Raw genomic sequence first — 11870 nt, 5'->3', positions numbered from 1 at the left:
CCCTTCAGGGGAGAGGGTTGGGGAGAGGGGGACTCACGCATGACCCGCCTCCAATCCGCCTTCTCGCGCGGCCCCGCCCTTGTCACTTTTGTCACCGGGGGCGATGGCCCTACCGCTGAAATCCTCGACGCGCTTGTCGCAGGCGGGGCGGATGTGATTGAGCTCGGCATGCCCTTCACCGATCCGATGGCCGATGGCCCGGCGATCCAGCAGGCCAACCTGCGCAGCCTTGGTGCGGGCACTACCACTGCCGACATATTCGCCATCGCCGCCGCGTTTCGCGCGCGGCACGCAGAGGTGCCGCTGGTGCTGATGGGCTATGCCAATCCGATGGTGACGCGTGGGCCTGAATGGTTCGCTGCCGAGTGCCAAAAGGCCGGGGTTGATGGCGTGATCTGCGTTGATATCCCGCCTGAGGAAGACCAGGAACTGGGCCCGGCGCTGCGCGGCGCGGGCGTCAGCCTGATCCGGCTGGCCACCCCCACCACCGATGCGGCGCGGCTGCCGGCAGTGCTCGAAGGCTCTTCGGGGTTCCTCTATTACGTTTCGGTGGCCGGGATTACCGGGCTGCAACAAGCCGCGCAGGCCAGCATTGATGAGGCCGTGGCGCGGATCAAACAGCACGCCACAATCCCCGTAGCGGTCGGCTTTGGCGTGCGCACACCGGCGCAGGCGGCGGCGATCGCCAAGGTGGCCGACGGCGTAGTGGTTGGCTCGGCGCTGGTCGAGCTGGTTGCGCAGCATGGCGGCAATGCCGCTGGCCCGGTGCGCGAACTTACCGCAGCCTTGGCCAATGCAGTGCATTCGGCTAGAGCCGCTGCATGAGCTGGATCGATCGTGTTCGCAAAGCGCTGCCTTTTCAGGACAAGCGCGATACGCCTGACAATCTTTGGACAAGCTGCCCTTCGTGCAAGGAGATGCTGTTCACCAAGGAATATGAGGAAAACCTGAGCATCTGCCCGCGCTGTGATCATCACGGCCGGATCGGCACCGATGCCCGATTTGCGCAGTTGCTGGACGCGGGCTTCACCATTCTGGATAGCCCCAGGGTCAAGGAAGACCCACTCAAGTTCCGGGATCAGAAAAAGTATCCTGACCGGCTGAAGGCTGCGCGCCTGGCTAACCCACATCCCGATGCACTGACCAATGCACTGGGCGCGGTGGCGGGCCAGAAATGCGTGCTGGGGGTGCAGGATTTCGCCTTTATGGGCGGATCGATGGGCATGGCTGTGGGCGCGGCGTTCGTTGCCGGGGCTAACCAGGCGATCAAGGAAAAATGCGCTTACGTGATCTGTACGGCGGCGGGCGGCGCGCGGATGCAGGAAGGGATCCTTTCCCTGATGCAGATGCCCAAGGCCACCGTGGCGATCAGCCGCCTGAAGCGCGCTGGCCTGCCCTATATCGTGGTGCTGACCGATCCGACCACCGGCGGGGTAACCGCCAGCTATGCCATGCTGGGCGATGTCCACATTGCCGAACCCGAATGCCTGATCGGCTTTGCCGGCCAGCGGGTGATCCAGGATACGATCCGCGAAAAGCTGCCCGAAGGGTTTCAGCGGGCCGAATATCTTTATGAACACGGCATGGTTGATATGGTGGTGCACCGGCACAAGCTGAAGGCAACGCTGGCCAGCGTGCTGGATTATCTGGGCGCGGCCAAGGCGGCCTGAGCCTCGCGTGAAAGATTTTGCCGTCTCGGATAGCCCCCGCGTTCAGGCGCAGCTTGACCGGCTGGGGGCGCTGACCCTGCCCAGCGGGCGGCTGGGGCTTGAGGTGATCCATCAGCTGCTGGCGCGGCTGGGCGATCCGCACAAAAGCCTGCCACCGGTTTTCCATGTCGCGGGAACCAATGGCAAGGGCAGCACCTGTGCCTATTTGCGCGCGATGCTGGAGGCAGACGGTTACACCGTCCACGCCGCAACCAAGCCGCATCTGGTGCGCTATAACGAACGCATCCGGGTGGCGGGCAACCTGATCGCGGATGATCTGCTGGCCGATCTGCTGGAGGAAGTTCTCGACGTCGGCTCGCTTGGGGGCGAGGATCTGAACCCCAGCTTTTTCGAAGTCACCACCGCCGCCACTTTCCTGGCATTTCACCGCACACCTGCCGATGCCTGCGTGATCGAGGTTGGCCTTGGCGGCCGGTTCGATGCCACCAATGTGCTGGATGGCCAGGCCGCTTGCGCGATTGCCACGCTGGGGATCGATCACGAGGGCTTTCTGCTGGTGCCCGAACATGGTGCTCCGCAAGACCCGATGTGCCGGATTGCGTTCGAAAAGGCCGGAATTGCGCGGCCCGGCGTGCCGTTGGTGACGCAAAGCTATGCCCCTGCCGTGACCAAGGCGGTGATCGAACAAGCGATGGTGGCTGGCGCGCGAACCTATATCCGCGATCTTGATTGGTCAGCCGCGATTGGCGGGACGATCCAATACCGCGACCGCTTTGGCGAATTGAACCTGCCCCTACCCGCGCTGGCCGGAACCCATCAGGCCGATAACGCCGCGCTGGCTGCAGCAATGCTGCGCCACCAGACACAGGTTCCGGTTTCAAGCGAAGCGATGGCCAAAGGCATCCGCACTGCGCACTGGCCCGCGCGGCTGCAGCGTTTGGGTGAAGGCCCGCTGACCGCCTTGGTTCCGGGACGCACGGTCTGGCTTGATGGCGGGCACAATGTTGATGCCGGGTTGGCGATTGCACGGTTTTTTGGAGCGCAAAAACAGGCCCACCCCCAACCCCTCCCGCCTGCGGGAGGGGAGCGAGACTTGGCGGCTATGCCGCCTAGTCGCAGCGGGGTTGGCCAAGCGCAACGCATTCACCTCATCACCGGCATGCTTTCCAGCAAGGACCCGGCGGCGATCGTTGCCCCGCTGAAGGGCATGCTGCTTAGCCTTTCGGTTATCCCCGCGCCGGGGCACGAAGCCCACACCCCGGCAGAGATCGCGCGCCATGCCGATCTGCCGGTGCAGGCATTTGGTGATGTTGAAGCCGCATTGAAGGCCCTGCCGGATAAAGGCGACGTGCTGATCGCCGGATCGCTTTATCTTGCGGGCGAGGTGCTGCGGCTCAACCGGGAATTTCCGGACTAAGCCTTTGCAGCCTCGGGCCCATCGTCCTCAGTGCTGGGCTGGCGGATCGATTGGGCCAGATAACCCTTGTTCCAAAGCAGCCACAGCAGCAGCATGCCAGGAATCGCGGCAACAATCGTAAAGCCCCAGAACCAGGTCCAGCCGAGCCTTTCGGCCAGTACCCCGGCGGGGCTTGCCAGCCAGGTCCGCCCAAATGCGGCGAAGGATGAAAGTAGCGCGAACTGCGTGGCGGTATAGGCCAGGCTGGAAAGGCCCGATAGATAAGTGGCAAATACGGTCAGCCCGATCCCGCTGGTGACATTCTCGGTCCCGATCGCGGCAACCAGCATCCAATAGCTGTTGCCAGTGACCGACAGTAGCATGAACATGACGTTTGAGAACATCATCAACAGGCCCGAAATCAGCAGCGCCCGGCCCATCCCCAGCCACATGATAAACGGCGCGCCCAAAGCCGAACCAACGATCAGTGCACCAAAACCCCACAGCTTGTTGGCCGAGACATAGTCCATATCGGCGAACTTCAAATCGACGATCATCGGCGCCAGCATGGTTTGCCCCATGGCATCACCAACTTTGTAGACCAGCACGAAACCCAGCACCAGAAAAGCGCCGTTGCGGCCCAGAAATTCACGGAACGGGTTGATGATGGTTTCCATCGCCCATTGCCCGGGCTGCATTTTCGCAGCACCGGCAAAGCGATCGACATATTTGCCCGGTCCGGCAATTATGGCCCCGATTATCGCCGGGATGATCGCAAATGCGGTCAACCCATAGGCAGAGGCCCAGCCCATCCCCAATCCTTCGGCTGAAGCAAGATAGACCGTGCCAGCCCCGGCGATCAGGTTGCCGGTGCGATAGCCGAACTGGTTGGTGGCGGTGCCGTGGGCAAATTCCTCCTCCTCAAGAATCTCGATCCGGTAGGCATCGATCACTATGTCTTGCGTGGCAGAAAGGAACGCGGTGACAATCGCCCACAGCACAAAACTGCTAAGGTGGCCCGGCTGCGGATTGCTGTCACCCAGTTGCCAGATTGAAACGAACAGCAGCGCCTGAATGAAGAACAGCCAGCCACGCCGCTGGCCGAATGCCTTGGTCAGGAACGGCAACGGCAATTTATCAACCAGCGGTGCCCAGATGAACTTGATCGTATAAGGCGTGCCCAGTGCCACAGCAAAACCGATTGTCGCGGTGTCTATCCCCACTTTGGCCAGCCAGAAGGTCATTGTGGCGACCAGCAGCGTCAGAGGAAAGCCGCTCGAAATGCCAAGTAGGAACGTGATCAGCGGGTTTTTGCGCAGGTACGGCCTGAACGCCTTCAGGCGCGTGGCAAGCAGCGCCAAGCCAATCAGTACGCCCGCAAAAATAATGAACCGAACCAGATCGACCGACATCACCAACCCCTCAATCAATTTTGCCGCGAACCTAGCGGCGAAATGCGGTATGACCAGCCCTTATGGTTCAGGCATCCCCGCATACCGGCACGCTTTCCGGCGCTATACCCACCGCAGGCCAGATCGCGCTGGCCCAGCAGATCGTGGATGGCTGCATCCGTTCCAATCGCGGCATCACCACGGTGCCTGCCGCTGTCTATACCGATCCTGAACACTGGGCCCGCGAAAAGGCGCTGATGTTTGGCCGCGCGCCGCAGGTGCTGTGCCCTTCGGCGCTGATCCCCGATCCCAACATGGCGGTGCCGCACGATGCTACCGGCCGGCCGCTGCTGATCACGCGTGACGGCCAGGGCAAGGCCCACGTCTTCCTCAACGCCTGCCGCCACCGTGCAACGCGGCTGGTTGAGGGCAGCGAGGTGCAATGCGCCAAACGGCTGACCTGCCCCTATCACGCCTGGACCTATGCCACCGATGGCCGCCTGCTGGCCCTGCCCCGGCCCGAAACCTTTCCGGGTTTGGAAAAATCCGATCACGGATTGATCAAACTGGAAAGCTGCGAAGCCGGCGGGTTGATCTGGTATGCGCCCGCTGGCGGTGCCGATTTTGCCGATGTCCGAACGCTTGGTTCTGATTTTGATGCCTTTGCAATGCGCGATCAGCACCTGTTTCGCCGCCATACCCACGATGTGGCCAGCAACTGGAAGCTGATCATGGATGCTTTCCTTGAAAGCTACCACGTTGCCCGCCTTCATGCCGCCACGATTGGCCCATTCTTCAAGGATGGTATCACCAGCGGCGATCAGATCGGGGCGCACCAACGCAGTTTCGTGGCCCGCGCTGCTGAACTTGGCGGCGTGGATCTGGGCGATATGGCCGCGCTTCGCCGGATTGGCACCTTTGCCTATCAACTGTTCCCGGCGACCGTGCTGGTGATCAGCCCCGATTACATCAACGTCATGGCGCTGTGGCCGCAGGGGCATGACCGGACCTTGGTCGAAGACTTCATGCTGATCCCCGAGCAGCCGCAGACCGACAAGGCGCGTGATCACTGGGAACGCAGCTGGAAGCTGCTGGATGGCGGTGTTTTCGGCGCTGAAGATTTCCGCGCCGCTGCGCTCGGCCAGCAAGGGCTGCAAAGCGGCGCGGTTTCAGAAATCACACTGGGGACGCTCGAAAGCGGGATCCGCCGCTTTCATGAGATTTGCCAAGAGCAGATGGAGCTGGCTGAGGGGTGACGCGGGCGGACCACTCGCGTAAGGGCCGCGCATGACAACTCCCCAAGACACTCCCCCGGAAGGTTCCGAATCCGCCCCGCGCAGCGGAGAGCGCATCGCCAAATTGCTGGCGCGCGCCGGCATCGCCAGCCGCCGCGAGGTAGAGCGGATGATTGCCGATGGCCGGATCAAGCTGAACGGCGAAGTCCTGACCACGCCCGCTACTGTGCTCAAAAACCTCAAAGGCGTGACGGTGGATGATCAGCCGGTAAAGGCCGCCGAAGCCACCCGGCTGTTCGTATTTCACAAACCTTCCGGGCTACTGACTGCGGAATATGATCCGGCTGGCCGGCCCACGATCTATACCGCGCTGCGCAATGCCTTGCCGCAGGGAACCGGGCGGGTAATGCCGATCGGGCGGCTGGATTTCAACACCGAAGGCCTGCTGCTGCTGACCAACGACGGCGAACTGAAGCGCGCGATGGAACTTCCTTCAACTGGCCTGCCGCGCACCTACCGCGCGCGGACCTATGGCGAGATTTCCCAGGAGCAGCTGGAAACCCTGATCGAAGGAATTGAGATTGACGGAATGCGATATGGCCGGATCGATGCCAATATGGAGCGCCGGACCGGCCGCAACCAGTGGATCGAACTGACTATCCGCGAAGGCAAGAACCGCGAAGTGCGCCGGGTTCTGGAATATTTCGGACTGGAAGTCAGCCGTCTGATGCGGACATCGTATGGCCCGTTCGAACTGCTGGATCTGGGGCGCGGGCAAGTGGTCGAAATCCGCCAGGTTGACGTCGAAAAATTCCGCAGGACCTTGCTGGGCGGATCCGCCGCCGATGCGCCGCGTTCTGCGCCAGAACAAGCCCGCGCGCGGATTTCGCGGGCTACCCCGCGCAAAGGCGCCAGTGCACCGGCAAGACCGCGCGGGCCTGCCCCGGCCAAGCCAGCATCCGGGAAGCCGGCACCGCGCAGGCCTTCGCAGGGTAAGCCTTCTCAGGGCAGGCCATCTCAGGGCAGGCCATCTCAGGGCAAATCTGGCCCTCGCAAACCCGGTCCGCGCACATGAGCCTGCGGATCATCGCCGGCCAATGGCGCGCGCGCAAAATTGTAACCCCGGCGGGCGAGACTACGCGCCCAACCGCCGATCGAACCCGCGAGACATTGTTCTCAATGCTGGCTAGCCGGCTTGGCAGCTTTGAAGGACTGGCAATTGCAGACCTGTTCGCCGGATCGGGCGCGCTGGGATTTGAGGCACTTTCACGCGGCGCAGCAAGCTGCATCTTTGTGGAGCAAGACCCGGCCGCAATCCGGGCGCTGCGCAGCAATATCAGCAATTTGCAGGCCTCTCCTCAGTGTGATGTCAGGGCGACTTCCGTACTTTCGCTGGGTCCGGCCAAGGCCCCGCTTGACCTGATCCTGCTGGATCCGCCCTATCAGACCGGCGCCGGCGAGGTGGCGCTGGACAAGTTGCAGCGGCTTGGCTGGATTGGCCCTGCAACCTGGATCAGCCTGGAAACGGCGCACAATGAAGTGCCCAGCATCAAGGGCTTGCAGATGTCAGCTGATCGCAAAGTCGGCAAGGCGCGGATCACGCTGCTGCGGATGGCCCCCGCGCCAGACTGACACCCAGCAGCGTCAGCGCGCCCGCCGCCACCAGCAACAGGCCGATCAGATCGCCGTGCCCGGCGTTGCTCATCTGCTTGGCCAGCAGCGGGGTAACCGCCCCGCCCAGAATACCGCCCGCGTTGAAAGCCACGGAAACGCCGGTATAGCGCACTGAAACCGGATAGAGCCCGGCCAGCCACCCGCCCAGCGGGCCATAGACGAAACCCATCGTAAACAGCGCGGCGGCCAGTGTCGCAAAAACGGTCAGCCCCGATCCGGATTGCAACCCGGGACCAAATACCAGGCCAACCGCAATCGTCGCCGCTGCGCCCATTAGCAACACTTTGCGGGCTCCGATCCGATCAGCCCATATCGCCGCCAGAACGATCCCGATCGCCAGAAACAGATTGGCCCCCAATTGCAGCATCAGGAACTGTTCGCGCGGCCAGCCCAGTTTCTTGGTGGCCAGATCAAGCGCAAACGCGGTCGAAAGATAGAACAATGCGAAACAGGCAACCACCCCCGCACTGCCGGCCAGAACCGCACCCCAATGGTGCCGCAACAACGCGCCCAGCGGCACAGCTGGCGGCGGGGCATGCTCCAGCGCCGCACGAAACGCTGGCGTCTCGGTCAGGCTAAGGCGTACCCACAGCCCGATCCCGACCAGCACCGCGCTGGCCAGAAATGGCACCCGCCAGCCCCAGCTCAGAAAATCTGCCTCGCTCAGCCCCATGCCTAGCGCCAGAAACAGCCCGTTGGCGGCAAGGAACCCCACTGGCGCGCCCAATTGCGGGGCCGCACCAAACCGGACTTCCCAGCCCTTGGGGGCATTTTCCACGGCCAGCAGCGCCGCGCCGCCCCATTCCCCGCCAAGCCCAAAGCCCTGGCCAAAGCGCAGCACACACAGCAGTAGCGGAGCGAAGAACCCGGCCACTGCATAACCGGGCAGAAACGCCACCAGCAGGGTAGAAAGGCCCATCAGCAGCAGCGAGGCAACCAGCGTGGCCTTGCGCCCAACCCGGTCCCCAAAATGGCCAAAAGCCACCGCACCAATCGGCCGGGCGATGAAAGCCAGCCCAAACACCATGAAGGCCTGAACCCCCTGAGCTTCGGGGCTGCTTGAAGGAAAAAACAACCCGCCGAACACCAGCGCAGTGGCCGTGGCGAATACATAGAAATCGTAGAACTCAACCGCAGTGCCGGTCAATGCGGCGGTAAGCGGGCGGGCGTGCTGGCGGATCGGGTGCATGGTGCACATCGGTTGCCTTTGACATGCCTCATGTCAAGCCGCGCCTGCCGCCACCGCACTTGCAAGCGGCGGCAATGTTCCCTAGCTGTTCACACGTGCAACACCCGAACGAATCCGCCCCAGATCCATTGCTGGACCGCCTGAACACGCCCCAGCGCGAGGCTGTACTGGCCACAGAAGGCCCCGTGCTGATGCTGGCCGGGGCCGGCACCGGCAAGACCGCAGCGCTGACCGCGCGGCTGGCGCATATCATCCGCAGCCGCCTTGCCTGGCCCAGCGAGATCCTGTGCGTAACCTTCACCAACAAGGCTGCGCGAGAGATGAAGGAACGGGTCGCAGGGCTGCTTGGACCGGGGGCCGAGGGATTGCCGTGGCTTGGCACGTTCCACTCAATTGCCGCCAAACTGCTGCGCCGTCATGCTGAACTGATTGGCCTGCAATCGAACTATACAATCATCGATACCGATGATCAGTTGCGGCTGTTGAAGCAAATAATCCAGGCCGAGGGGCTGGACGACAAGCGCTGGCCGGCCAAGCTGCTGGCGCAATGCATCGATCGCTGGAAGAACAAGGGCTTGAACTCGGCAGATCTGAGTGCGGCAGAAAGTGATGGCTATGCGGACGGCCAGGGGCAAAAGTTCTACGCGCTTTATCAGGCCCGGCTAAAGGCAATCAACGCCTGCGATTTTGGCGATCTTTTGCTCCACATGCTGAACATCTTGCGCAACCACCGCGACGTGCTGGAACTGTACCAGCAACGCTTCAAATATATCCTGGTTGATGAATACCAGGACACCAACCAGGTCCAGTACCTGTGGCTGCGACTGCTGGCGCAGCTGCGCAAAAACATCTGCGTGGTGGGCGATGATGATCAATCAATCTATTCATGGCGCGGCGCAGAAGTGGCCAATATCCTTAAGTTTGAAAAGGATTTTCCCGGCGCCAGGGTTATCAAGCTGGAGCAGAATTATCGCTCTACACCCGATATTCTGGCGGCCGCATCGGGGCTGATCGATGCCAACAGCCAGCGTCTGGGCAAGGTGCTGTGGACAACACGCAGCGGCGGTGACAAGGTTCGGGTGATCGGGGTCTGGGACGGACCCGAAGAAGCGCGCCGGGTGGGCGAAGAGGCCGAACGGCTGGAGCGCGAAGGGGCCAGCCTTGCTACGGTTGCAATTCTGGTTCGCGCCCAGTTCCAGACCCGCGAATTTGAAGACCGCTTTATCGCGATCGGCCTGCCCTACAAGATCGTTGGCGGCTTCAGGTTCTATGAACGGGCGGAAATTCGCGATAGCCTTGCCTATTTGCGGCTGATTACCCAACCCAGCGACGATCTGGCGTTTGAGCGGATCTACAACAGCCCCAAACGCGGGCTGGGTGACAAGACGCTGGAGAAGCTCCATCGCCATGCCCGCGCGCGCGGCGTTCCGCTAAGCCTGGCGGCGGTTGAAATTGCCGATACCGACGAATTGCCGGCTCGGGCACGGGGCACCCTGCTGGCCTTCATGCGCAATGTAGCGCGCTGGCGTGATCTGGCCAAACAGACCACACCGGCGGAATTGGCCCGCACGGTGCTGGATGAAAGCGGCTATACCGCCGCGTTGCAGGCAGAAAAGAGCGCGGAAAGCGCGGGCCGCCTTGAAAACCTGGCCGAACTGGCGCGGGCGATGGAAGAATACGAGACGCTGGGCGATTTCCTCGAACACGTCAGCCTGGTGATGGACAACGAGGCGAATGACAGCGCCGAAAAGCTGACGATCATGACGATCCACGCTGCCAAAGGGCTGGAATTCGATCACCTCTATCTGGTTGGCTGGGAAGAAGGCGTGTTCCCCAGCCAGCGGGCAATGGACGAAGGCGGCCTGGCCAGTCTGGAGGAGGAGCGCCGCCTGGCTTACGTCGCAATCACCCGTGCGCGGCGCAATGCCACCATCCTGCACGCGGCCAACCGGCGGATCTATGGCCAGTGGACCAGCTCGATCCCCAGCCGATTTATCACCGAACTGCCCGAAGCGCATATCGAGCAGGAAACCACCCTATCGGGCGGATCATCGCTGTGGCGGGCGCAATGGTCTGAACAATCCGATCCTTTCGCCCATATCGCCGCAGCCCAGCCATCGCGCACCATGACCCGCGGCCCCGGCTGGCAACGCGCCGCCGGACGTGACTATGACACGGCCCCCAAACGGCTGGCCGAAGCGACCCGCAGCGCCGCCAGCTTCGCCGCGAAGCCGCGCAGCGATGTGGGCCCGGGTGTGCGCGTGTTCCACGAGAAGTTCGGTTATGGCGTTGTGACTTCGCAAGAAGGCAACAAGCTCGAGATCGATTTCGAAACTGCCGGACCCAAGCGCGTGATCGACAGCTTTGTGAAGCCGGCAGATTAGGCTCTAGCTCTGTTTCTATGAACCTGAATCAGAGCAACACCGGCCCGCTCCTGCTCCCGGCCACCCACCAGAGTACCTGTGGATGGGTGGCCGGGAGGTGGAGCGGGCCGGTGTTGCTTCCACGCAAAGTGGGAACGGATCTAGGCAGGCACAGACAGCTCTATCGCCAGCGCGTTCAAACGCCGATCCAGTATTGCCATGGCATTGGCATAGTCATCGTTGACCGATGGCAGATCGGTCCAATCCCGAATTTTCGCAGGCGGAACGGCTGCTGGCAGGGGGTTAAACGCGACGATCAAATCGGCCCGGTCCCAATCGGCCTGTTGCAAGATAGCCGGTTCATCGCGCAGGGTATCAATCCCGGCGGCTACCAGCCGTGATCGCAGCTGCGGCGAAACGTGATCTTCAATCTTCAACCCGCGCGAGAACGCTTTGATCGCTAGCCCCCGGTTCCTGACCTTGCCCCGGAACATTTCGCGCGCAATTGCACTTTTGGCGGTGCCAAACTCACACACAAACAACACCGTTACCCGGTTGGCGCGCCTTATCGGCGTGCAGCCGGCTGCCAGCAGGGCTGCGCCACCCGCCACAATGATGCCGCGCCGCGAATAGCCTGAGTTTGAAAATATCATACGCACATCCCCCTCAATCAGAGTGGAAGGCGGTGTTTGGGCACAGGCCAGTTTCGGGAAACCGCATTATCCCGCCGCTTGCCAGGATAGCGCCACACCGGCAGCCTGGCAATCGGGCGTTTACAGCGCTGAGATGCCCAGGAAGCTGGGGACCGGGCCGTTCCAGACATCACCATTACCATCGCCATCATCCGCCGGTTGGCGCTTGGCTTCTGGCTTGGGTGGCGCGGTCCCATCGCGCTTGGGGCGATCCTGGCGCGGCGCGCGGGCTTCGCGAGGGGGGCGAGCCTCTCTGGGGG

The 11870-nt window shown here is 62.3% G+C and carries 9 protein-coding genes and 1 pseudogene; 7 read left to right on the top strand and 3 right to left on the bottom strand.

All coding sequences use genetic code 11. The annotated features are described in order from the left end of the window. Window positions 1-39 precede the first annotated feature (39 nt). Genes trpA through ABL914_RS13150 form a run of 3 tightly spaced genes read left to right on the top strand, consistent with a single transcriptional unit; the run spans window position 40 to window position 3087 of the window. The gene (gene trpA, locus ABL914_RS13160) at window positions 40-825 is read left to right on the top strand and encodes a tryptophan synthase subunit alpha (RefSeq protein ID WP_391563644.1); all 786 of its coding nucleotides are present in this window, start codon (window positions 40-42) and stop codon (window positions 823-825) included. Continuing rightward, window positions 822-1670 carry an acetyl-CoA carboxylase, carboxyltransferase subunit beta gene (gene accD, locus ABL914_RS13155; protein ID WP_391563643.1) on the top strand — a complete coding sequence of 283 codons (849 nt, stop codon included), beginning with the start codon at window positions 822-824 and terminating at the stop codon, window positions 1668-1670. The genes trpA and accD overlap by 4 nt, the downstream gene beginning before the upstream one ends. Before the next feature lie 7 nt (window positions 1671-1677). Next, window positions 1678-3087 carry a bifunctional folylpolyglutamate synthase/dihydrofolate synthase gene (locus ABL914_RS13150; RefSeq protein ID WP_391563642.1) on the top strand — a complete coding sequence of 470 codons (1410 nt, stop codon included), beginning with the start codon at window positions 1678-1680 and terminating at the stop codon, window positions 3085-3087. Here ABL914_RS13150 and ABL914_RS13145 read toward each other — a convergent pair. After that, on the bottom strand, window positions 3084-4478 hold the full coding sequence (locus ABL914_RS13145; protein ID WP_391563641.1) for an AmpG family muropeptide MFS transporter: 1395 nt from the start codon (window positions 4476-4478) through the stop codon (window positions 3084-3086). The genes ABL914_RS13150 and ABL914_RS13145 overlap by 4 nt on opposite strands. A gap of 62 nt (window positions 4479-4540) precedes the next feature. Here ABL914_RS13145 and ABL914_RS13140 point away from each other — a divergent pair, with 62 nt between their 5' ends. The 3 genes and pseudogenes from ABL914_RS13140 to rsmD all read left to right on the top strand — a co-directional run bounded on the left by ABL914_RS13140 (window position 4541) and on the right by rsmD (window position 7324). Then, complete coding sequence (locus ABL914_RS13140) at window positions 4541-5713, top strand: aromatic ring-hydroxylating dioxygenase subunit alpha (protein WP_391563640.1); 1173 nt, start codon at window positions 4541-4543, stop codon at window positions 5711-5713. Window positions 5714-5744: 31 nt separating this feature from the next. Then, window positions 5745-6518: pseudogene (locus ABL914_RS13135) on the top strand (pseudouridine synthase); the annotation flags it as partial. A 245-nt stretch (window positions 6519-6763) separates the two neighbouring features. Beyond that, a complete protein-coding gene (gene rsmD / locus ABL914_RS13130; RefSeq protein ID WP_391563639.1) occupies window positions 6764-7324 on the top strand; it encodes a 16S rRNA (guanine(966)-N(2))-methyltransferase RsmD in 561 nt (186 codons plus the stop codon). Here rsmD and ABL914_RS13125 read toward each other — a convergent pair. After that, a complete protein-coding gene (locus ABL914_RS13125; protein WP_391563638.1) occupies window positions 7290-8555 on the bottom strand; it encodes an MFS transporter in 1266 nt (421 codons plus the stop codon). The genes rsmD and ABL914_RS13125 overlap by 35 nt on opposite strands. Before the next feature lie 74 nt (window positions 8556-8629). Between ABL914_RS13125 and ABL914_RS13120 the strand changes: the two genes are divergently transcribed. Next, entirely contained in the window at window positions 8630-10939 is a 2310-nt protein-coding gene (locus ABL914_RS13120; RefSeq protein ID WP_391563637.1) for an ATP-dependent helicase, read from the top strand. A gap of 140 nt (window positions 10940-11079) precedes the next feature. Here ABL914_RS13120 and ABL914_RS13115 read toward each other — a convergent pair whose 3' ends face one another. Then, window positions 11080-11571, bottom strand: coding sequence for a hypothetical protein (locus ABL914_RS13115; protein ID WP_391563636.1), 492 nt, complete (start codon window positions 11569-11571; stop codon window positions 11080-11082). Window positions 11572-11870: the final 299 nt, after the last annotated feature.

Origin of the sequence: Novosphingobium sp., assembly GCF_040079535.1 — a bacterium.
GTDB lineage: Bacteria > Pseudomonadota > Alphaproteobacteria > Sphingomonadales > Sphingomonadaceae > Novosphingobium.
The sequence above is the reverse complement of the archived record's forward strand: the minus strand, read 5'-3'. Positions and strand labels throughout refer to the sequence as shown.

What these genes read in the sequence shown, in the direction of transcription:
- trpA (WP_391563644.1), top strand. Translation starts at nt 40, where the DNA reads ATGACCCGCCTCCAATCCGCCTTCTCGCGCGGCCCCGCCCTTGTCACT.
- accD (WP_391563643.1), top strand. Translation starts at nt 822, where the DNA reads ATGAGCTGGATCGATCGTGTTCGCAAAGCGCTGCCTTTTCAGGACAAG.
- ABL914_RS13145 (WP_391563641.1), bottom strand. Translation starts at nt 4,478, where the DNA reads ATGTCGGTCGATCTGGTTCGGTTCATTATTTTTGCGGGCGTACTGATT.
- ABL914_RS13140 (WP_391563640.1), top strand. Translation starts at nt 4,541, where the DNA reads ATGGTTCAGGCATCCCCGCATACCGGCACGCTTTCCGGCGCTATACCC.
- rsmD (WP_391563639.1), top strand. Translation starts at nt 6,764, where the DNA reads ATGAGCCTGCGGATCATCGCCGGCCAATGGCGCGCGCGCAAAATTGTA.
- ABL914_RS13125 (WP_391563638.1), bottom strand. Translation starts at nt 8,555, where the DNA reads ATGCACCCGATCCGCCAGCACGCCCGCCCGCTTACCGCCGCATTGACC.
- ABL914_RS13120 (WP_391563637.1), top strand. Translation starts at nt 8,630, where the DNA reads ATGTTCCCTAGCTGTTCACACGTGCAACACCCGAACGAATCCGCCCCA.
- ABL914_RS13115 (WP_391563636.1), bottom strand. Translation starts at nt 11,571, where the DNA reads ATGATATTTTCAAACTCAGGCTATTCGCGGCGCGGCATCATTGTGGCG.